The organism is Sphingobacterium sp. NGMCC 1.201703, from assembly GCF_047784615.1.
Taxonomy (GTDB): Bacteria; Bacteroidota; Bacteroidia; order Sphingobacteriales; family Sphingobacteriaceae; genus Sphingobacterium.
In genome coordinates this window covers 514842-536418 of sequence record NZ_JBLOHD010000004.1, presented here as the reverse complement: position 1 = coordinate 536418, position 21577 = coordinate 514842, and the positions used below count along the sequence as shown (strand labels likewise).

At 38.2% G+C, this 21577-nt stretch carries 15 protein-coding genes and 1 tRNA gene; 7 read left to right on the top strand and 9 right to left on the bottom strand.

Translation table 11 applies throughout. From position 1 onward, the window contains the following. Nucleotides 1-137: 137 nt before the first annotated feature. Entirely contained in the window at nucleotides 138-2768 is a 2631-nt protein-coding gene (locus ACK8HY_RS10630) for a putative LPS assembly protein LptD (protein ID WP_077438746.1), read from the bottom strand. A 201-nt stretch (nucleotides 2769-2969) separates the two neighbouring features. Between ACK8HY_RS10630 and ACK8HY_RS10625 the strand changes: the two genes are divergently transcribed. Continuing rightward, the gene (locus ACK8HY_RS10625; RefSeq protein ID WP_077438747.1) at nucleotides 2970-3770 is read left to right on the top strand and encodes an N-acetylmuramoyl-L-alanine amidase family protein; all 801 of its coding nucleotides are present in this window, start codon (nucleotides 2970-2972) and stop codon (nucleotides 3768-3770) included. Nucleotides 3771-3834: 64 nt separating this feature from the next. Continuing rightward, nucleotides 3835-4782, top strand: coding sequence for an MlaD family protein (locus ACK8HY_RS10620; protein ID WP_077438748.1), 948 nt, complete (start codon nucleotides 3835-3837; stop codon nucleotides 4780-4782). A gap of 63 nt (nucleotides 4783-4845) precedes the next feature. On the opposite strand, the gene ACK8HY_RS10615 is transcribed toward ACK8HY_RS10620, so the two are convergent. The 5 genes from ACK8HY_RS10615 to ACK8HY_RS10595 all read right to left on the bottom strand — a co-directional run bounded on the left by ACK8HY_RS10615 (nucleotide 4846) and on the right by ACK8HY_RS10595 (nucleotide 10030). After that, the gene (locus ACK8HY_RS10615) at nucleotides 4846-6927 is read right to left on the bottom strand and encodes a S9 family peptidase (RefSeq protein WP_175992134.1); all 2082 of its coding nucleotides are present in this window, start codon (nucleotides 6925-6927) and stop codon (nucleotides 4846-4848) included. Nucleotides 6928-7092: 165 nt separating this feature from the next. Beyond that, nucleotides 7093-8577 carry a cell envelope integrity protein CreD gene (gene creD, locus ACK8HY_RS10610; RefSeq protein ID WP_416133613.1) on the bottom strand — a complete coding sequence of 495 codons (1485 nt, stop codon included), beginning with the start codon at nucleotides 8575-8577 and terminating at the stop codon, nucleotides 7093-7095. Between the two features lie 4 nt (nucleotides 8578-8581). Continuing rightward, nucleotides 8582-9073: a Coq4 family protein gene (locus ACK8HY_RS10605; RefSeq protein WP_077438751.1), complete on the bottom strand. Its 492-nt coding sequence runs from the start codon at nucleotides 9071-9073 to the stop codon at nucleotides 8582-8584. Between the two features lie 52 nt (nucleotides 9074-9125). After that, nucleotides 9126-9428, bottom strand: coding sequence for a winged helix-turn-helix domain-containing protein (locus tag ACK8HY_RS10600; protein ID WP_077438752.1), 303 nt, complete (start codon nucleotides 9426-9428; stop codon nucleotides 9126-9128). Further along, complete coding sequence (locus ACK8HY_RS10595; RefSeq protein WP_077438753.1) at nucleotides 9425-10030, bottom strand: hypothetical protein; 606 nt, start codon at nucleotides 10028-10030, stop codon at nucleotides 9425-9427. Before ACK8HY_RS10595 ends, ACK8HY_RS10600 begins: the two co-directional genes overlap by 4 nt. 149 nt (nucleotides 10031-10179) lie before the next feature. Between ACK8HY_RS10595 and ACK8HY_RS10590 the strand changes: the two genes are divergently transcribed. Beyond that, nucleotides 10180-10261: transfer RNA gene (locus tag ACK8HY_RS10590), tRNA-Leu, on the top strand. Between the two features lie 68 nt (nucleotides 10262-10329). Continuing rightward, complete coding sequence (locus ACK8HY_RS10585) at nucleotides 10330-11655, top strand: trigger factor (RefSeq protein WP_077438754.1); 1326 nt, start codon at nucleotides 10330-10332, stop codon at nucleotides 11653-11655. Nucleotides 11656-11876: 221 nt separating this feature from the next. Here ACK8HY_RS10585 and ACK8HY_RS10580 read toward each other — a convergent pair whose 3' ends face one another. Further along, nucleotides 11877-16262 (bottom strand): translocation/assembly module TamB domain-containing protein, encoded by a 4386-nt coding sequence (locus ACK8HY_RS10580; protein ID WP_416133612.1) that lies wholly within the window; start codon nucleotides 16260-16262, stop codon nucleotides 11877-11879. Nucleotides 16263-16314: 52 nt separating this feature from the next. Here ACK8HY_RS10580 and tsaD point away from each other — a divergent pair, with 52 nt between their 5' ends. Beyond that, complete coding sequence (tsaD, locus tag ACK8HY_RS10575; protein ID WP_416133611.1) at nucleotides 16315-17316, top strand: tRNA (adenosine(37)-N6)-threonylcarbamoyltransferase complex transferase subunit TsaD; 1002 nt, start codon at nucleotides 16315-16317, stop codon at nucleotides 17314-17316. Between the two features lie 51 nt (nucleotides 17317-17367). Here tsaD and ACK8HY_RS10570 read toward each other — a convergent pair whose 3' ends face one another. Further along, nucleotides 17368-18189 carry a hypothetical protein gene (locus ACK8HY_RS10570; RefSeq protein ID WP_416133610.1) on the bottom strand — a complete coding sequence of 274 codons (822 nt, stop codon included), beginning with the start codon at nucleotides 18187-18189 and terminating at the stop codon, nucleotides 17368-17370. 72 nt (nucleotides 18190-18261) lie between these two features. Here ACK8HY_RS10570 and ACK8HY_RS10565 point away from each other — a divergent pair, with 72 nt between their 5' ends. Together ACK8HY_RS10565 and ACK8HY_RS10560 are read left to right on the top strand one after the other, a co-directional pair. Further along, nucleotides 18262-19170 carry an energy transducer TonB gene (locus tag ACK8HY_RS10565; protein ID WP_416133609.1) on the top strand — a complete coding sequence of 303 codons (909 nt, stop codon included), beginning with the start codon at nucleotides 18262-18264 and terminating at the stop codon, nucleotides 19168-19170. A gap of 128 nt (nucleotides 19171-19298) precedes the next feature. After that, nucleotides 19299-19805, top strand: coding sequence for a hypothetical protein (locus ACK8HY_RS10560; RefSeq protein ID WP_416133608.1), 507 nt, complete (start codon nucleotides 19299-19301; stop codon nucleotides 19803-19805). A gap of 354 nt (nucleotides 19806-20159) precedes the next feature. On the opposite strand, the gene ACK8HY_RS10555 is transcribed toward ACK8HY_RS10560, so the two are convergent. Then, on the bottom strand, nucleotides 20160-21548 hold the full coding sequence (locus ACK8HY_RS10555; RefSeq protein ID WP_416133607.1) for a LutB/LldF family L-lactate oxidation iron-sulfur protein: 1389 nt from the start codon (nucleotides 21546-21548) through the stop codon (nucleotides 20160-20162). Nucleotides 21549-21577: the final 29 nt, after the last annotated feature.

Here is a 21577-nt window from a genome sequence, read left to right as displayed (position 1 = left end):
TAAACTTACGTAAAATTACGGATCTACTGTACGCTAAAATTGTTTTGATAAAAAGAATTTCAGGATGGTCTTTTCGAATTGCAACAGCAAGGATTTTGGGATGTTCGATAGGAATAAGAACAAAAAAAGCAGTTATTTTAAAAATAACTGCCTCCAGAACTTGCTCTTTTTGTCAATTTGAGGTCTTGCAGGATCGATGCTTTCGCTCGTATGGTGACATTATAGCTTCGATATCGTCCAAATGGCATCCATCCAAAGGACATATCCCAACAGTGTAAATCTCTATAGATATTGAAGGAAGTCATGACAACTTCTTTTTGCTTGAAATCGTAACCGGATTGAAAGGTGACTTTCCATTTAGGGGTAACGCTAAAGTCCCCATGCAAATTCAGTGTACTGGTGATCTGATTGTCCATACGTCGCGTGCTGGAATTAAAGAACTTGGACATATTAAAACTGAATGAAGCGGCCAGATTCCAGGGAATGTTAAAGTCCACAAAAGCATTGGGGTCGGAACTGATCCGGGCCAAAGCCTGCGCCTGGGCTGGAGTCATCCCAGTACCGGACATTTCTTTTCTTAAGGAATCTATATTGTTATTACGGGATTTGGCCGCTTTTGGATTTAAACTATAGTCAAAGGAAAGACCAAAATTCGTCAGGCGGGCCAAACTTCCATCTTTGATCGCATAGCGGTTGATACGGGTACCATTGTTATCGACAGCATAGGGATCAAAGGTACCGTTGAAGTTTACGTTCATCTTCTGATCGAAAAATGCTGTACGCCCCGAAAAAGTTATCGGCGATAGTTTTAATGAATCTGCAACAAAATTGTAATTTCCGCTAAAAGTTAAGCCTTGGAGAATCGGGATCTTTTTGACACCACCATCGGTCGTGTCGGATTTGCTCTTTACTTTTGCTTCAATATTATTATCAATTGAGAAACCAATACCTGCAGATTTTCCGGCAGAAGGCGAACCATATAAGCCTTGTGCAAAGATGGAATATACATTCCGGTTGCCATATTGGTCGTTGTAATGCTGATAGAATCCGTAACGTGGATCGGAGAAATCTGGTCTATAGTTAAAATTGATAGACGGTGTGACCACATGTCTGATTGCTTCAATTTTCCCGATCTTTGGATAGCTACCATATATTTTGGTTGAAAGACCGGTAGATATCGAGTAATCGTAAGCGCGGTTAAATCCTTGTAGGGTATCAAGCCGTTGTTTATAACCCGCAGGCGTGTTATCAATACGTTGTCTGGTGCTTTGTAGGTACCAACGTTCGGTATAGTTCACGCTGGTGTTGAACTGGAAGTATTTAAAAGCGTTAAGCGATAAACTGATCGGAATGTTATGCTGGAAACCATTCTGAAATCTTTTGAAACCGCCCGAACTAAACAATAGGCTGTCTTTGGTATTGACCGTGTTTTGCGCCTGAAAGCTGTAGCCAACATTAATACGTTGGTACCATTTCTGTTCGCCGACACGATCTTTGCTGTCAAAGGGGTTGAACGAAGAAACGTTTAAGCTGATATTGGGTAAGCTTAATTGAATACTTCTGTCCGCCATATTTTGACTGTGGGTCAAACTTGCTGTTAGGTTAACTTTTCCATCGGCAAACACTTTTCCGTAACTGATGGATGATCCCATCCTATTCTGGGCCAGATTTTCGTAGGTGGTTTGATTACTTCCGGTACCTGTGTTGCGGAAATAGGAGGCCGTACCGAAGTTTACACTGGCGGAGAAAGATGTTCCCGGATTCGCTTCCTGACGTTGAGTATGGTTCCAGGTGACGTTAAAGTCTTTATTGGAACCGTAATTTTTTGTTCCTTCCACCCCTGTTTTGGTGTTAGCGTAGCGGATATTAAATCCCCCGTTAAATTTATAATTAACAGTATAACGGGTATTCATGGATACTTCCCATGAACCTTTTGAAAACAGTGATCCCCTAATTTCGCTGTCCCAATAATCGTTGAATGCGAGATACCAACCAATATCACGCATGGAGAAGCCCCGTGTATAATCCTCCCCAAATGAAGGGAAGAGGAAGCCTGAGGCTCTTTTATCAGGTTTTGGGAAGAAGGCAAATGGGAAGGCTACGGGCATGGGCACACCCATTACAACTAGATATGCGGGACCGGAGATAATTTGATTTTTGGTCACAATTCCTTTCGATATATGTATACCGAAATGGGTATGTGGTTCAGGTAAATTACAGGTACTGTAGAGTCCTTTGTAGATGGACATCTCATCATAAATATTCTTTCGGACGATATTGGCCTGGATAAATCCACCATCGACCTCCGTCATAATGCCATAGGTATTCCCTTCCTGTTTTTCGTAATCATAATAGAGGGAATCTACCGTTTTGGGAGATTCGCCATCTCCCATAATGACGATAGGACGACCTACATATTTGCCGTTTTTATCATAGATCCCCGATGCGAAAATCTTTTTTTGATTGCGATCGAGGCGAATATAATCTGCTGAAAGTTCAAAATTCTGATACTTCACTTTGGCGCCACGGTACAAGTGGCTAATATTCTTTGCCACTTCTGATTTTTGCGAATCTACTGCAATAATGCTGACCTCAGCCTGCAATCCGCCGCCCTTTTTCTTGGTGGTATCCTGCCCGGATTTCGTGGAATCGACAGGTTTAATTTTAGTTGTGTCCTGCAGTTTACTGGTCGTCGAGACCGGGTCCTTACTTTGAAGTCCGTTCTGTTTTAATGGAATATTGCTCTGAGCGAATGCTGAATTGCCCATTGCAAGAATGATAAATAGTGTTAAAATGTTGATTAACGACTTCAAAATTAAAGACAAATGTTATTTTTGTGAAATAATGTTAAACTTCGAAGGACAAAATTAGTCAAAAAACAAATAGAAAATATGTTAAATATCGTTATCTATTAAAGAAATAATATTGACTCATTTTGTTTCGTTTATAGTAGAGCAAATAATTATTCAATGAAATCAGATTTAAGAATTAGAAAATGGTGTAGCATCGTGTTTGCTACTTTGGGATTTTTTTTATTGAATTCTTTCAAATTAAACAACGGTCAACCCCAACCACCCGACTATCAGATTAAAACTATTGTTATAGACGCAGGGCATGGTGGGAGAGATACCGGTGCGCAGGGACGTCGATCCCTAGAGAAGAATGTCGCTTTGGATGTTGCGCTAAAGCTCGGGCGACAAATTCAAAAAGATATTCCGGGAATCAAGATCATTTATACACGAACTACCGACGAATTCGTGGAATTGTATAAACGTATTCGTTTAGCGAATGCGAATAAAGCGGATTTATTTATTTCCATTCACTGTAATTCAGGTGGTTCTAGTGCGCATGGTACAGAAAGCTTGGTGTCTGGTTCACATCGTTTAGGGCAACAGGATGCTGCTGTGCGCGAGAATGCATCGTTATTACTCGAATCAAATTACAAAGAAAATTACCAGGGTTTTGATCCTAAAGACCCTGAAAGTGCAATAATTTTTTCGTTGATGAAAAACAGATTCCGTGAAAAAAGCATCCGTTTGGCACAGATGATCGAAGGGGAGTATGTGAAAGCTGGAAGACATAGCCGCGGGTTTTGGGAAAAAGGTTTAGCAGTATTAGCAGAGGCAGGGATGCCCGCTGTTCTGACAGAAATCGGATTTATCAGTAATCGGGAAGAGGAAAGCTACCTACTATCAGATGAGGGGCAACAAGAAATTGTCAATAATCTGGTTTCAGCTTTAAAAATCTATAAAAATTCTGTTGAACGCTAAACAGATTTGCTTTTATGCTGTTTTAAAGTTATATTAATGATGCACATTACAAAAAGAAAGATTTGTGAAAATATCAAATGAAACCAAAGTCGGCATATTAGCAACAGTTGCGATCGCGCTATTATTTATAGGGTATAGTTTTCTAAAGGGAAACGACGTTTTCAGTAGCGATAATACATTTTATACCACTTATCCCACAGTGGACGGATTGACTCCTTCGAAGCCTGTTTTAGTTAATGGTTATCAGATTGGACGAGTGTCAAAGATGATCTTACAGCCAGATGGTAAAATAAAAACAGAATTTAAGATCCATTCCCATTATAATATTCCTAAAAACACTATTGCCCGTATTTCCAGTACAGATTTGCTGGGGGGCAAGGCAATTGTTTTTGATATGGGAAATAGTACAGAAATGGCCAAAGATGGTGATTTTCTAAATTCAGGCATTCAACCGAATATCATGGATAAAGTTGAGCCCATTCAGAAACGCATTGAAACAATTACAATCAAATTGGATTCTACATTGTCAGTAGTTAACGCCGTGTTAGATAAGCAATTCCAAGACGATTTTAAGAATAGTATTCATAGTATTTCTACGTCTCTGAAAAATGTGGAGGGAATTACAAAAGATGTAGAGGGACTTGTTGGAACCGAAAAGGGAAGACTAAATAGAATTATGGCCAATCTGGAATCGATCACGTCCAATTTTTCACAAAATGGTGAGAAAATCAATGCAATAATGGCTAACCTGAACAATATAACGGATAAAGCGGCGAGACTGGATTTTGAACAAACCATGAACAAGGTAAATACCGCGATGTCCGATTTCCAGCATATTACAAACAAGATCAATAGTGGCAAAGGTTCAATTGGTTTATTGCTTAATGATGAAGAATTATACCATAATCTGAACAGTGCGTCTAAAGAAATGGATAATCTGATGAAGGATGTTAAGGAGAAACCGGGGAAATATATCAAGCTTTCTATTTTCGGAAAAAAAAGTGAAAACTAGATTTTTTGACAGATATCCAGCTTTATAAAAAAAACACCGGCTATGTTTATAGCCGGTGTTTTTTTATAAGGTTTCCTTAAGCCATGTAAAGAATTCTCTTTGCCAGACCTGAGCATTGTGTCCTGATAGTACCCAATGGTTTTCATCAGGGAGATAAACAAGTCTGCTCTTTATTTTTTTCAACTGAGCAAGTTGAAAGGCTGCTAAACCCTGTCCTATTGGAACACGGTAATCTTTTCCGCCTTGAAAAATCAGAATAGGCGTATGCCAGTTGTTTGCTTTTTCAATCGGATTAAACTGCGTATAGGATTTTTCGTTTTTGCTATCCCAATAGGCACCGCCCAATTCATGATTGGCAAAGAACAGTTCTTCCGTCGTGCCATACCAACTTCTCATATCGAATAAGCCGTTATGTGCAATGAATGTTTTGAAGCGATTTTGATGTACTCCGGCTAACTGGTAAACGGAATAACCACCATAACTTGCGCCAATTGCTGCTCTACGCGCTGTATCTACATATGTTTCTTTTGATATGTCATCTATAGCAGATAAATAGTCTCTGATCGGCTGTCCGCCCCAATCCTGGGAAATCGCTTCATTCCATTTTACTCCCCAACCTGGCATACCTCTACGATTTGGCGCGATAACAATGTATCCTTGTGAGGCAATTAATTGCAGGTTCCAACGGAAAGAATAAAATTGCGTGAGCGCAGATTGAGGACCGCCTTCACAGTAGAGTATAGTGGGGTATTTTTTTGCGGGATCAAAATTTGGGGGGTAAATTACCCATGAAAATAAATCAGCTCCGTCGGAGGCTTTTGTAATACGTCTTTCAATTTTGTTTTCCGCAATTGCAGCATACTTGTCGTCATTGACCTTGGTGACTGCGGTCAAAGATTTGTTTTTGAGATCAAAGCTAAAGACTTCGGTCGCACGTGTGAATTTGGTCAAAGTAACAATCAGCTTATCTCCGGTTTGACCAACAATCCCCGTAATATCAAAGTCTCCTGTTGAAATTTGTTGGATCTTTGGAAGGCTTTTCGACTTTATATTCGAAGGGACTTCTAATTCAAATAACTGCACAGTACCTTTAGTGGCAGCGGTAAAGTATATTTTGCGATTATCATTGCTCCAGATAAAACTGTTGACGGTACCATCCCAGTGTGCTGTTAAATTTAATCGGATTGAACTGGTTTTATCAAATAGGATGATGTCGTTTTTGTCAGACTCATAACCATCGGTTTTCATACTGAGCCAAGTTAAACTTTTACCATCTGGAGAATAAGCTGGTGCAATGTCATAGCCGTTCATGCCTTCCGTTAGATTAGTGGTTGTACCAGAAGACAATTCATAACGATAAATATCTGTGTTGGTACTCACGGCATAATCTGTCCCGAATTTTTTCTTGCAAACATATAACACGGCTTTGCTGTCGGGTGACCAAATGAAATCTTCTGCGCCACCGAAAGGAGCCTGTGGACTATAATAGGGTTGATCCTTCAGTAAATCAATAGGCTCTCCTATTTTTCCATTGCTATAGCTGGCAACAAAGGGATGATTAAATTTTCCATCGTTGAATGTGTCCCAATGTCTGTAATCCAAGTTGTCATAAATATAAGCATCTGATTTCGACAGTTCCGGATATTTATCAGTACTGTGGTATTTTTTGATTAATACAGCTTGGCTAAAAAGAATATACTTTCCATCTGGCGAAAATATAACATTTTCAAGGGACATTTCACCAGATGTCAGCTGAGTTGCCTCCCCCTTTGTCAGATTTTTTTTCCACAAATGGCCTTTCGATAGATATATAACATCGCCATTTTGTTCGATCTGGATTACAGCTTCGCCTCCTTTTTGATCCGTAAATTGACCACCGGCACCATTGGCCAATGAAATGGTATAAAGATTCTTCTCACTCGTATTGCTTTCTAAGTTGTAATTGGAAACACCGTACAGCAATGTCTTACCATCTGAAGAAAGTCCTTCAGCTGATACACGTCCGAGATCCCAAAGTGCGCTGGGGCTAATAGGTTGTGGTGTTTCAGTAACCGTCTTTAAACCGGATTTTCCACCTTTGCTTTCTTGCGCATTGCTGAGGTTGCATGCCATAATCGCTAATGTAATTATTGTAAGTTTTTTCATATATATTGCTGAAAAATGTCCTCGCAAGTTACATATTTTGCCACTAAAAGCTAAGCAAAGGATAAAAATAGCCGTCTTATTTGGTAAAAAGACGGCTATTTATTTGAATAAGTTTATTTCTTGAGCAATATGTTGATAATTACCCAATAGATTTTGAGATGTTGTTTATTGATCAGCATGATTATTATCAAATTGATACCAATTTATTTTTGTGGAAACGCGCATCAGGATTGCCAAAATAATAAAGATACCGATCGTTCCGGCGATAAGTGAATAATCTCTAAGTTGCATGAGCACGTAGATAAATACATAGAATGTGCCTAAAATAGATCCAAGCAAAAGCGCAGATTTAAAATCTTTTGTAATCGCCTTAATAAAACTTCCAATGAGAACAACTGTGGCAACTGAAGCAATTAGATAAGCGGGGTTAAAACCGATATGTTCTGATAGTGCTAATAGAAGGGTATAAAAGAGTACCATGGCCGCTCCGATCAATACATACTGGATGATATGGATTCTTTTTTTCTTGATGATTTCGGTGAATAGGAGTGATGTGAAGGTCAAGAGGATGATCAAAATGCCATATTTGGCTACCCGAGTCGTTTTTTGGTAGTTATTGACGTCTGGCAGAAAATTTATAGTAATCATATCTGAATTGAGCAACATGTCACTGGGTACTTTTGTGTCGGCGGCGGTAGCTGCTGTGGGCTGAGGGACCTCAACTTCATCGGTCACAATGCTCTTATTTTTTTCAAAAATATAGATCGGGTAGATATCTCCTGACCATTGCTGGGGCAATTTGCGACTAAACGACGGGATCTCCCAGGATGCCGAAAAATTGCTGTTACTGACGGAGCGTTTGCTTGGTAAGAACGCTCCAGTGAAACTCGGGTTAGCCCAATTTCCTTTTGCAGCAATATTTGTTTGGTCACCCAATGGGACAAAATTGAGGGATTTTGAGCCTTTTAAATCAAGTGTGATTTTGAAATGGCTCTCACTTTGGGGATTGATGGCGATAGGGCAGACCAAATTCTGATTAAATAGTTTGAGATTGTTAAAATCTGGATCGAATGTTGACTCCAGGTCATTCCATTTGAGCGAAGGGCGTTTGCCTAATCCCTTAAAATCTTGTATACCAAACACCAATCTACTTCCTTTCCAGTCAATCTTTTCGATTGGAATTTCCAACTTTGTTAGATCGATTTTATTAAAGCTGCCCTCTATCAAAATGTGGCTATTATATACGACTGTGTTGTATATTCCTCTGGAAAGATGCTGCGGACTGATATCCGTCCTGATATTGGAACTTTGGGGCAGGATAAATATCCATTTTGTCTGTTTATATTCCAATGTTGCTGGACTTTTACTTTTTTCAGCTTGCTTCTGAACAATTTCGTTGTATGGAATTGCGATGACTGGGCCGGAAATAACTTGTTCCTGCCCCCAATTGAGTGCGATACCATCAGATACACTTTGTTCACGAGTTTTACGCTCTTGGATCAAATCACTAATCATTGCAAGTGGTATGAGCAGGAGCAGTGAAAGAAATAGGATGACAAATAATTTTAGGACAGTTGAGTTGCTAATTTTGTCAAAAAGCGAATGCTGCTCTGTGGCAAATGCGCTTTTAGTTAGATTATGGTTTTCCATGATTTTATTTGTTTAAGTCTAGTTGAATATTTTTACTATATAATGCAATTTGGAGTTCGGTTAGCTGATAATGAAGTATCTCTTTGAATTCTATATGATAAAACTTTTGCAGGGATCGACCTTTTTGGAACGTTTTCTTATAATATTTAAAATGTTCTGGAAAAAGGATACCGCCAATAGCAATCATGCCCAATAAATAGAGGCTGATTTTACCGTTGCCCAACAAAAGGTACTGCATGGCTATTTCATCCTGGATTTCAGTTCCTGTTTCCGTTATAATATGGAACACATCGTGATTTTCCAATTTTGGCATGACATCAAACCCCTTATTCGCATAAAACAGGCCTAAACTATGGCCAACACTCCCGATGGGGTAGGTCAAAAATTCCTCCTTAGTGATTCCCCATGCTTTCTTGTTCCATTTGAAAATATCTGCATACAATTTGGAAGACCAGTTGTAGAGATGGAGCATGAGTTTTAATCGAATTCCTTTCATTTTTTTCTTGTTTTAAAAGTACTTTGGTTTTCAAAGTAAATGGATAAAAAAATTATTTATATTGTTGTTTTATTAAATTTTCTAGTGCAACTAGGTGGTTTTCAAATGCTTTTAGTCCTTTAGATGTTCTTTTGTATTTGGTGTTGGGTTTTCGGTCGACGAAACTTTTTTCTACGACGATATACTCTTCCTTTTCCAAAGTTTTGAGATTGGACGCTAGATTTCCATCTGTTACTTCCAATACTTCTTTGAGGGAATTGAAATCATATTCTTCATTCACTGCAAGCACGCTCATAATTTGTAAGCGGACTCTATTCTCGAATACTTTGTCATATAAGGAAAGATCTAATTTCACGATTCGTACTTTTTGTAAACGATAAAACCATAGATGATATGTAACACACCAAATCCTAATCCCCATAACATCAGTCCGTGGTCTGGAAGACACAATGCCATTAAGCCTAAGCATATTTCCAGTATGCCTAACCATTTTACCTCCGAGAAGGTATAGATACTACCGGCAGCTAGAGCCAGCCCATAGAAAATCAGCAGCATCCCAGCGATCAAAGGATAGTAACCCTGAAAAAATAGGACTAATGCCAAAAAACCTCCAGCTATTAAAGGAATTGAAACTGCAAATAAAAGAGATTTGCTGGTAATGTTCCAAATAGACTGCTTATTTTTCTTTGCTTTCTTGCGAGCCATGATCCATCCTGTCAGCAGTGAGAGCGTGAGTATCAGTATAGCAACGATTAGAAATAGGGAGGGAACAGCCAGATGGAGTGACTCGATAGCGGTGTCGGGGCTAGTCGTCATATAGTAGCCCAGCGAAGTTCCTAATAATGCATAGCATCCGATAAGTACACCTGATAAGCCGCTTATTGAAACAAATTTGGAGGATTTTTCCATCAATAATCTGATCTCTCCAAGCTCTTTAAATAAATCTTTCTGTTCCATAAAAGTACTTTGATATTCAAAGTAAATGAATAATAATGAATTATGCAAGAGGTAGAATGAATATTGAAAAAAAATAAAAAAAAGAGTGAAAAATACTTGCAAGATATAGGTTTGGTTTCTATCTTTGTGGCATCAAAAGAAATCCTAATGCGGAAGTGGCGTAATTGGTAGCCGCACCAGACTTAGGATCTGGCGCCGCAAGGCGTGGGGGTTCGAGTCCCTTCTTCCGCACTTGATGTCCTCCCGAACTTAAAACCTCGGGAGGATTTTTTTATGAATGCGATATAGCTAAAAAGAGTATGAATATTTCACACGAGAATGTAGATGCAATCAATGCGGTAATCAACGTCGCATTAGCACCTGAAGATTATAATCCTCAAGTCGACAAAGAGATTAAAGCGCAAGCTAAAAAGGCAAAATTACCAGGTTTCCGTCCAGGTCAAGTTCCGGTGGGACATATCAGACGTACCTATGGTAAATCCATTTTATTTGATGAGATCAATAAATTGGTGAACGATAAAATCACAAATTATATTTCAGAAAATAAATTAGAGGTTTTAGGTCAACCACTTCCTTTGGAAGATGATGCGCAATATAGCTGGGACTTTAAAGACAATTTCAATTTTAAATATGAGATCGGTCTAGCTCCTGCTTTTGATTTGCCTTTTACAGCTGAGACTGAATTTACTGCTTACGAAATCAAAGCTGATGAAGAGACTTTAGCGGATCGTATCAAAAACTTACGTCGTAGCTATGGAAAGATGACCAACCCGGAGGTATCTGAAGAAGGTGATGTATTATATGCTACCTTAAAACAAGATAAAGAGGAAGGTCTGGAGAAAACAACGTCAATCCGTACGGATATCGTTGAAGACGCTAAAATCAAAAAGTCTTTAGTAGGTCTTAAAAAAGATGATACAGTAAAAATTGATGTTAAGAAAGCTTTCAAAACAGAAGATTTAGCACGTATCTTGGGTATTACGGAAGAAGAAGCAACAGCTTTGGATGTAACTAAATTTGAGCTGACTGTTAAAAACATCAACCGTTTAGAGGAAGCTGATCTTAACCAAGAGTTTTTCGATAAATTGTTCGCTGAAGGTGAAGTAACTGAAGAAGCTCAATTTACTGAGAAAGTAAAAGAAGAAGTGGAAAACTTATTCAAACAAAACTCGGATCAAAAATTACGTAACGATATGTATACTTTTGGTATGGAGAAGGTTGACGTAACTTTCCCTGAGGAGTTTTTGAAAAGATGGTTGAAAGCAACTAATCCTAGCATTTCTGACGAAGAACTTAATGAAGGTTTTGCTGATTTCTTAAACAACCTGAAATGGACAATCATTGAAAACCGTGTTGTTACTGAAAACGGCCTTGAAGTTAAATATGATGAAGTAATCAATTTAGCGAAAGAACGTATCTACGCACAGATCAAAATGTACAATATCAACGAGGAGCCTTCTGACGAGCAATTGAACCAATTTGCAATTCAGTTGTTACAAGACAGAGAGCAAGGTAACCGTTTGTTCGAAGAAGCTAAAGCTTTGAAAGTATTTGATCATTTAAAAGGTTTGGTTAAATTGAACAGTAACGATATCGAATACAAAGAATTCGAAAAATTGGCGTAAGCAATTTTGACTATAAAAAAAGCCTTCCAAGTTCTTGGAAGGCTTTTTTTATGTCTTCGACGAAAGGATAGCAATATAATTATTGTATTTGTTTTATAAAGATTCCATCATAATAGCAAGTACGCTGCTATAGCTTTACCATTTTATAACCAGTGGTTTATTCTACTGTTTGTTAATGGCCGGGTATCTTTGAAGTTTATTCCTATTTCAATAGGCTATGGTTAATTGGGTTGTGCTTTTTTTGTCTCTGTTTGTGTTGGAATAAAAAAGTTGTTCTTCTTTCCCAATGGAAATAGTCTTTTCAGGAACTCAGAAAAGGTGTTAAATTCCTGCCGATATAGTAGACCAAAGGCACTGATATATTCCCCGTCATTTGGGCTAAGAAGGAAATTTCTTGTGTTTAAACGGTTAGACGCCCTGAGGACAAGACGCCCGTCTTTACGCAAGTAGAATAAGGCTTCTGCATCAGTTGAAACACGATCTGAGAATACATTCAGATCTGTTAAGGCCTGATTCCGACGATCTGAAATTCCACCAGTGAGGACCAGTCTGTCATTAAATAAACGAAGGGAAGCAGAGGCATCATTCAATGACTTGATATTGATATCAAAGAAATTGATGTTGAGAGATTGCGCGATTATATTATTGATCTGATTGAATGCAATTTCAGTACCCGCAGATAGTAATGTGTTATTTACTTCTTTACCAAAATCACTTTGTGTGCCAGGTGTAAAGCTACGTCTGACAATTAAACTGAGTGCCTGTTGGTTAACATTATTGGCATCGGAAAAATAGCCTTGCAATTCATCCTTAACGCCAGGGTTTTGTGGGAAATTGATGTCAAAAGTAATATCGGGCTGGCTCAATTGGCCTTTTAAAATCATGTCTGCTTGCGCTAATACACGCTCAGGGTTTTCTTCTCTTCCCGCGGCATTATATAGCGGAGCTAAACTTGTTCTTTGTTGATAAATCGCATTAATATTGATATTGGCTTCCGCTGGATTTCCTGCCCATCGGATAGTTCCGCCCTCCTTTAAGTCAAATATTTTGTTGATGTAGTCCTGTGCGGTGAAATTAAACTTACCACTGTTGACAATGAAATCTCCGAACATTTCAAAGTCTCCAAGTGAGGATATCCGCATATTCAGGTTGCTATTTCCTTTGCCCGAGAGTTCGCCCATGCTGGAAAAAAGGTTAATTTCGGCATTAGGTGTGATCAGCAGATCCATATTCATTGTCAGACCATCGAAATCCCGTTTCTTTTGGTTTTTCTTGATTTTGGTGGAATCTTTTTCAATAAAGTAGATAAAATCACTATCTGAAATCGTGCTGGCACTATTAAAAGGTATATTGATGACCGTGTTTTCCTCGGATTTAGCACGTATGTTTATATTCATTGCTGATGTCAGCCCCTTGAACTGGAAAGTCCCGGAAGCGTAAGCAGTGCCATAATAGGTACTATTGTCTTTTGTTGTTGTATTCAATACCATAAAATTCTTTGCCTCGGCTGTCACATCAATATCTGGATCACTTAACTTATTGAGATCGACAATACCATCGATGGTTGCGACATTATTTTTTTGATCGTATATTTTGACACCAGTAAGGAAAATTCTGTTGTTGGTCACATTGATCTCTTCGGAAAGACGATAGGGTGTTTTTAGGTAATTGATTACCATTGAGGCGTTGTCAAGTTTTCCCGATCCACTAATTTTAGGATGTAGGATATCACCTTCAATATCTAGCTCAGCATTGACCTTACCTTTTATATTTGAAACTAAACTTCGCAAAAACGGTTGGAAAACAAATACATCTGTATTCACCAAAGTCGCCCTTAGGTTGAGTTTATTACTTTCACTTAGGTGGTTGTAAGAGCCGGTTAGTTGCATCAATTTGTCGCCCTCTTCTATTCTGCTGTCGAGTTTTACCAATTGGTTTTCAGGATCATAATTGGCGCTGAGCGCTAATGCTCCTATTGGGATATTGTTGTAAAGAATGGGCGATGTCTTGATGTTGGCAACAATGAATGGAGATTTGAAGACAGAGTTAACCTCGATTTTTCCATTTAAATTTCCAGACAAATTGATGCCATGTGGTTTTGTAATACCATTTAGTGAGCTAAGATTAAAATCCTGGAATCTTAAGTTGATTTGATCTGAAACGTCATTTGACAATATGCCATCAATATGGACCTTCTGTTCTGCATGACTTAATGTGAGTCTCTCGAAGTACCATTTACCCTTTGAAATTTTTAGTTGTGCATCATTGTTGACAAGCCATTGCTCTTTGTTGATCAGTATATTGGATGGATAAAAGTTGATGAAAGCAGGCTTTGCATGGGCGAATCGGATAACACCATTGAGATCTAAACTATTGCTAGCTTCCAATTCTGACATTTTAATGTTGAACTGTAAGCTGTCGTTGACCAAGGTATTTGAAATGTTGACATTTTTGATATAGGTGCTATCTGTAAAATTGATCTGATCGATCGAAGTCTGCAGCTCCATATTTTTTAGATTGGCATTTTGGTCAATAATCAAATGGGTAAGACGTATGCCGTTGTACTTAAATTCAGGTGCATAAAAATTAAAATTTGCTGTCTGCTTTTCGCTCGCAAATTTCGCGTTCAATGTTGCTCCACTATCTAGGGAGATGTCCTTTCTAAAGAATGTCGCAATAGGGCGGAACGATTTTATGTTGATATTTAGGTCAAAATCCTGCCGGTTAAAATCGTTCTTTTCAAATCCGATAGCAGGAGCATAGCGCATAGCAAGTGCTTTAAAATAGGGGACAATCGTGTTTAGATCTATTCTCCCTTTCAGGTCTATATGACCAATAGCAGACTGCAGTGTTAAGGATCGCGCTTCCTGATCTCCTTCTGCTAGGAAATTGATGTTTTTGATTGCAAATTTCCCTTTGGAGGAGGTAAAACTAACACTATCGGATTTAAATTCTCCTGTAATGTTATTGATATTATCGCCAATTAAGCTCGTATGAAATTTGGTGTCAATAATATTGATCGAGTCACCCTGAAAGAAATTGAGCTTTTTTAAGTTAGCCTGTTGTATATCAGCGTCCAGGTGATAGTTGGGCCGAGCAGACCAATCTACATCTGTTGTGAACTCTAATCTGAGATTTGGATCATGTATTGCTCCCGAACCAAGAAATAATTGTTTGTCTATATTTCCATTAACTTGGATCTGCTGATAGGTGTATTGTTTAAAATTAAAATTTGTGAGGTTGCCTGCAATATTGAGCTTTAGGCGCTTGGGATCAGTGCCTGTTCCATCGACCTGTAGATCGAAGCCAGAACTGCCTAGATCCTTTAATTTAGTAGCCTTACCAAGATCAAATTTTGGAGATTGAAATTTACCGGCATATTTTATTTCTTTGCGTATATCCAACGATCCATCAGCAGCGACATCGCCAATGGCTGTGGTGAAGGTGCCATTTGTTTTAAACTTATTGTATTGCCCAACTAGATTTCCTTTGAACGTAAATTTATTGAAGAGCGTCACAATCTCAGGAAGTTTAAATTTTTTTAAATTGCTGAGTTCAGCAATAATATTTTTGAGGTCGTTATGTTCAGAGGAAATAAAAACGTTCGGAACGATAAAATTAGTTTTGTTAATATCGGGTAGACCGATAATTTTCAGATCCCCGGTTAATTTGGTGTTTTTTCCGATGATTAAATCTACTTGTGAGGCATTGATGTCAGCGACCGTACCTTTAAGCTTTGATTTCTTAATCTTTACATCAAACTTGACCTGATGCATCGGTGATGAAAAGAGGGCAATATCTTCGGAGTGTATGCGCGAGTCACGTGCATGTATTTCGACATTGACTTTATGGATAAAGTCTGAAAAATCTGAGAAGTTGTTATAGCTTAACTTTATATAATCTTTGACTGTGGACCGGTTGGTTGTAAGCATGAGATCTTTCAGTTCAATGCTTTTGTTACTTACTGAAGCATGTGCAAGGAGCCCCTTAATAACCAATCCTTTTTTCTCATTTAGATTGAAACTTTTGATGTCTGCTGAAATACGGTTGGAGTCGATTTTTATATTTTTAAAATGTGCATTTAGCTTCGATATACCTAAATCGCCAAAATCAACAACTTTGCTATAGTGTTTTTGTCTGTGATTAATATAGTTGAAGGAGTTATTCCTGACAACAAGTTCTTTAATGTCAAAGATTATATTTTTTGAACTTTTCTTCTTCTCTTTCTTTGGAGGATTGAAATATCGGATTAAAAACGTGATATTGCTGCTATCTTTAAATTGTTCGAAATTACTTTCTGTATTTTCAATTGTCAATTTGTTAATGACTACCTTATTCAATTCTATTAATTGGGACAGATTGACACTTGCTTCTAATTTTTCGGACTTTAGGATTTCTTTACCCTGAGGTGTATAAACCTCAAATCCCTCCATAACAATGGATTTAAAGGGTTTAAAATAAATACTTTTTAAGTTGATTTTAGTGCCCAGCTCATTGGATAGATACGTGATGGCTTTCTGTGCAACAAAATTTTGCACAGGCTTTAGCTGTAAAGATAACGCCAATGCAAGCAGTATAATGAATATACTACCTAGGACAATTGACACTATTTTTATTATTTTTTTGATACTTTTGTATTCTAATTTATTACCTCTAGCTATGGCTATTATTTTAGGGATTGAATCCTCTTGCGATGAAACTTCCGCTTCTATTTGTATTAACGGTGAAATTCATTCAAATGTTATTGCTACTCAGGCAATCCACGCAAAATATGGTGGAGTTGTCCCTGAGTTAGCTTCACGTGCCCACCAACAAAATATTATTCCTACGGTGGACGAAGCCATTCGTCAAGCAAAAATAAGCAAAAATCAAATAGATGCAGTGAGTTTTACGCGCGGACCAGGATTATTAGGAGCACTTTTGGTAGGTACCTCTTTTGCAAAATCATTCGCACTTGCTCAGAATATTCCGTTAATCGATGTAAATCATATGCAGGCGCATATTTTAGCACATTTCATAGAAGATCCGAAGCCCAGTTTCCCTTTTTTATGTTTAACCGTTTCGGGTGGGCATACGCAGATTGTGCTGGTAAAAGATTATTTCGAAATGGAATTATTGGGTGAGACCTTGGACGATGCTGCTGGGGAGGCCTTTGATAAAACCGCTAAGATTTTGAATCTTCCTTATCCCGGTGGACCGCTTATCGATAAATTTGCAAGTCAGGGGAATTCCAATGCTTACAAATTACCTGAACCTCAAATTCCTGGACTTAATTTTAGCTTTTCGGGGTTAAAGACAGCAATACTTTATTTAGTACAGGATCAGCTAAAACTAAATCCTGAGTTCTTAACTGAAAATATGGCGGATTTATGTGCGAGTGTGCAATCTCGTATTGTCTCTATCTTATTGAATAAATTGAAGAAAGCTGCAAAGCAAACCGGTGTGAAAGATATTGCAATTGCGGGTGGTGTTTCAGCTAATTCAGGTCTAAGGAAAGAATTGATTGAAATGGGAGAGAAATACAGTTGGAATGTATTTATTCCTAAATTCGAATATTGTACAGATAATGCAGCCATGATTGCCATTGCTGGCTACCATAAATATCTAAAAGGAGATTTTGTTGGTCAGGATGTGGCTCCGATGGCAAGAATGCATCTGTAAAATATAAGAGATCGTTTCCCTAATAATCAGGATTAGGGAAACGCTAAATCCTTATAAAGGAGAACTGTAACCGTAGGCTTGTGCTGTTGAACTAAATTTATCTTTTTTGGGTTGATAAAAGTTCAATTCATAACCTTCAGCTCCCAAAAAGATACTAACAAAACTAATTCCGACTTCCGAACGTAGTACGGTCAGAATCTGAAAGGCCTCATTATCAAATTGACCACCATCGTCAACCCGCCAGGTGCTAATGTCATCATAAGTGGCCGGGAAATCAAGGTTAATCAATTGATCTTCTTTTGTATAGGAAAAAACGGCAAGTGCCGAATCTTGCTGGTTTTCAAAAACTGTTAGATTGAATTCAGCTTTATCTTTCAGAACAGCAACTGTTGTACTTTTACTTATTTTCCGATTATATTTTTTTTCAAGCTTTTCCCTTACCTCTGTACTCGTTTCCCGGTGTACCTTTGTAAAGGGTTCAACTTTATATTGATTTATGAACGCCTGATTGACAAGCATCCCGAAATCACCCGATTTAATTTCATTCTTTATCGTAAATAATGAGCCTTCGCTATTGGCAAAATTCTGGGCTGTTTGCCTGCCGTTGCTTTCTTTATTATCCGTCTTGTTCTGTATAAATTCCAATGGGCTAACTTGATTTTCAATAATGACATAGTTGTATTTTTCGGGATTCTCCATCGCCTGGTCCATTGGAAGGGCAATTAACGAATCTTTTTGATGATTCAAAAAGCCAAAATAAGGTGAAATTAATTGCTCTTTATTTTCACTCTTATCGGATGGTTTGGATTGGTTTTGACTGTTGCCACAACCATATAATGTAAATAGAAGAATAGCTAAAAAAAGTGATTTCATAAGAGTGTGCAAAATTTTTATGAAATATAAGGCTTTCCCGCATCATAATGAAAAGATTTAAACTTTAATGTTATGATGAACTCAAAATTGAATATCTATCGCAAGGAATGGCTGGATGTTATCTTTGCAGACCGCAACAAAATGTATGGTGCTTATGAATTACGAAATTTGTCAAACAGAGCAACCAATATGGGATTGGCCATTGTTACATCCTTTGCGTTCCTTTTGATTGGGGGATCCTATACCTATAACAAATATTTCAAAAAAACTATAACGGAAACAACGACTACAGTGGTAGTTTTAACTCCTGAGCATCTAGACGAAATTCAGAAAGAAGCCGACAAAAAAGACGAGGTAAAAAAGGAACCTGTTTTAATGCAGGAGAAAGCACCACAACAGATTGCGCAGGATGTGTCAAAGTTTAATCTTGTACGGATGCCAGAACCTAAGATTACGAAAGCAAGTAACGTTACCGAAGATGTTGCTACGCAGGATGAATTGAAGAAACCGAATACAATGACAGCGCGTATCACATTGAAAGCGAACGCGGCGGGTACACATATCGCTAGGGGTGAATTTGGGCCATCTACCAAGAATGGCGAAATTACGGGGCATCGCGTGGGGTCTGAGTCGGGTGGTGGAACAGATGGAAATTTAGACCAGCCTTTTGTTACGGTGGAAATCATGCCTACCCCTGTGGGAGGACTTCCCGCTTTTATGAAGTGGGTTTCAGAAAACTATAGTTTTCCGCAATCGGCTTTGGATCAGGGGGTATCGGGTGTTATTGAAGTATCTTTTGTGGTAGAACGGGACGGATCTTTGACTGATATTGCTGTAAAACGCGATATGAACTTTGGAACAGGGGAGGCTGCCGTTAGTTTATTGAAAAAGGCGAGGAAGTGGAAACCCGGTGTTCAGAATGGACGTGCCGTTCGAGTGGCCTATACTTTGCCTATCCGTTTAAGTGCAGTATCTCAATAGTACCTTTCTTAACTTTATTTAACAGATGGCGTTTTAAACTTTTGATGGTCAATAATACTCTTATAGATAAATAGGTTGGAAAGTCAATCTAGTAGAATTGAAAGATTGTTGATTTAAAAAATAGAGAGATGAAAAAATTGATGTTAAGTTTGGCGTTATCCGGATTAATGTTGACAGGTTTCGCGCAGGAGAAAAAGGATCTTAAATCAGATACTAAAGAAATGACCACTCCATTGCACAAGCATTCAAAGGATAGAAAGCACGATGGCTTAAAAAATAAAAACCCTGAAGAATTGGCTAAGATCAAAACAGATTGCCTGGACCAAAAGTTGAAGTTTACAGATCAACAGCGCAAAGATGTGTATGCATTTCATTTGAAGCAAGCAGAGGATCATAAAAAAATCGCGGCTGAGCGCAAATTGTATCGCGAAAAAATGAGAAAACAACGTGCTGCGGATCATAAAAAAATGATGAGCTTATTGACTCCAGAACAGCAAAAAACATTAAAAGATTCTTACGCTGAGAATCATAAAAAGCATAGAGAAAATTGGAGAAAAGATCGACAAATGCGAAAAGGTGATTTTAAGAAAGGCGAGGGTGAAAAAGTAGTTGATGCTGAAGCAAAAACAACTTAAGGTTAAAAGAAAGAATAGTTTTCATATTAATAATTGGTGAGTGTTAGTTGAAAAGGGGATCATTGGTCCCCTTTTTTATTTTTCTGAATTGTCTGTTTTCTATTGATCAGAAAGAACCTTCAGTTGATTTTCATGACTGTTGCTGCTTATAAGAGCATATAGGTTTTTTCTGAAAGGTATGTTCTATTAATCCATATTTGTGTCATATGGTCTCCATATAAACTCCTTAAGCCGATTCTAGCGGGGGAGTAAGCGCTATCAGTCATTCAATTTATCTTTTTTAGGTTATCAGCAGTAGACGGAGCGAAGCCAATAAAAAGTGGCATTAGTCTGATAAGCTAATGCCACTTTTTGTTATTCTTTGTTTTTTTGTTGCTCTTTCCATTGTTTTGAAAAAGATTTTTCAGCTAGCTTGGGTAGTTCCCGTTGATCGCCCCAGGTTTTTTTAAAAAACTTTCGGAGGAAGAAGTTTTTGAATTTTCCGCCAAAGAAATCAATCAATTTTCGACGTTGTATTCCGTATGTAAACCAGCTCCAGACTTTTTGTTCTGTTTTAGTTGATAAACCCTGCTCTACGGAGTCTTTTCTGTTGACAAGAAGCATACGTTGAATATCGATGCCCACTGGGCAAACTTCTGTACATTTGCCACAAAGAGTAGACGCATAGCTCAAGTGCTTAAACTCCTTCATCCCATTTAAATGGGGAGAAATGAGCGATCCGATTGGGCCTTGATAGGTTGTCTCATAGGTATGCCCGCCTATATTTTGATAAATGGGACACACATTTAAGCAAGCGCCACAGCGGATACAATACAGGCCCTGGCGTTGTTCTTTTTGTGCAAGCAGATTACTGCGGCCATTGTCAAGCAGGATAACATACATTTCTTCAGGTCCATCGGATTCATAGGATTGTTTTGGTCCGGTCAGTAAGGTATTGTATACCGTTAGATTTTGACCAGTACCATGGGTGGATAATAGTGGCCAAAATACCTCAAGATCCTGTATCGTCGGAATAATCTTCTCGATACCGACCACGGCAATATGTGTTTTTGGAAAAGTAGAAGTCAGACGTGCATTTCCTTCATTTTCTGTAATCGCTATACTGCCTGTTTCAGCGATTAAGAAATTAGCTCCAGTAATTCCTACTTCTGCTGCTAAATATTTGTCTCTTAGGAGTTCACGGGCTTTCAGTGTTAACTGTTCTGCGGAGGCATCCAATGGGGTTTCAAATTTTTCGTGAAAAAGCTTAGCGATATCTTCCAGGCTTAGATGCATAGCAGGAGTGACAAAATGGTAGGGTTTCTGATCTAATAGCTGAATAATATATTCTCCCAGATCAGTCTCAATGGCTTCTATGTTTTTCGATTCCAAAAAATGATTTAACTCAATTTCTTCCGTAGCCATAGATTTAGATTTTACAATCGACCGTGTTCTTTTTCGTTCGATGATTTTATAAATCTCCTCCCGTGCCTCGTCGGCATCATTAGCCCAGATTACTTTCCCACCACGTGCGGTAAAATTTGCTTCAAACTGTAATAGATATCGGTCTAGATTTTCCATTACTTTCCATTTGATCAAATTTGCTTTTATTTTGGTGTTTTCGAGATCTGCAAATTTGCTTTTCCCTTTTTCAAAAGCAATACTGTATTTGTCGATATTGTAATTGATAATATCGCGATGTTTGGTGTCAAATGCTTTCTGCGCACTTTCCTTTAAAAACGTATTTGCCGTACTCTCTGACATCTAATCTGCTGATTTTTCACAAAAAAAGT

Excerpts from the sequence above, each read along its gene's own strand:
- ACK8HY_RS10630 (WP_077438746.1), bottom strand. The coding sequence starts at position 2,768 with ATGGGCAATTCAGCATTCGCTCAGAGCAATATTCCATTAAAACAGAAC.
- ACK8HY_RS10625 (WP_077438747.1), top strand. The coding sequence starts at position 2,970 with ATGAAATCAGATTTAAGAATTAGAAAATGGTGTAGCATCGTGTTTGCT.
- ACK8HY_RS10615 (WP_175992134.1), bottom strand. The coding sequence starts at position 6,927 with ATGAAAAAACTTACAATAATTACATTAGCGATTATGGCATGCAACCTC.
- creD (WP_416133613.1), bottom strand. The coding sequence starts at position 8,577 with ATGGAAAACCATAATCTAACTAAAAGCGCATTTGCCACAGAGCAGCAT.
- ACK8HY_RS10605 (WP_077438751.1), bottom strand. The coding sequence starts at position 9,073 with ATGAAAGGAATTCGATTAAAACTCATGCTCCATCTCTACAACTGGTCT.
- ACK8HY_RS10595 (WP_077438753.1), bottom strand. The coding sequence starts at position 10,030 with ATGGAACAGAAAGATTTATTTAAAGAGCTTGGAGAGATCAGATTATTG.
- ACK8HY_RS10585 (WP_077438754.1), top strand. The coding sequence starts at position 10,330 with ATGAATATTTCACACGAGAATGTAGATGCAATCAATGCGGTAATCAAC.
- tsaD (WP_416133611.1), top strand. The coding sequence starts at position 16,315 with ATGGCTATTATTTTAGGGATTGAATCCTCTTGCGATGAAACTTCCGCT.
- ACK8HY_RS10570 (WP_416133610.1), bottom strand. The coding sequence starts at position 18,189 with ATGAAATCACTTTTTTTAGCTATTCTTCTATTTACATTATATGGTTGT.
- ACK8HY_RS10565 (WP_416133609.1), top strand. The coding sequence starts at position 18,262 with ATGATGAACTCAAAATTGAATATCTATCGCAAGGAATGGCTGGATGTT.
- ACK8HY_RS10560 (WP_416133608.1), top strand. The coding sequence starts at position 19,299 with ATGAAAAAATTGATGTTAAGTTTGGCGTTATCCGGATTAATGTTGACA.
- ACK8HY_RS10555 (WP_416133607.1), bottom strand. The coding sequence starts at position 21,548 with ATGTCAGAGAGTACGGCAAATACGTTTTTAAAGGAAAGTGCGCAGAAA.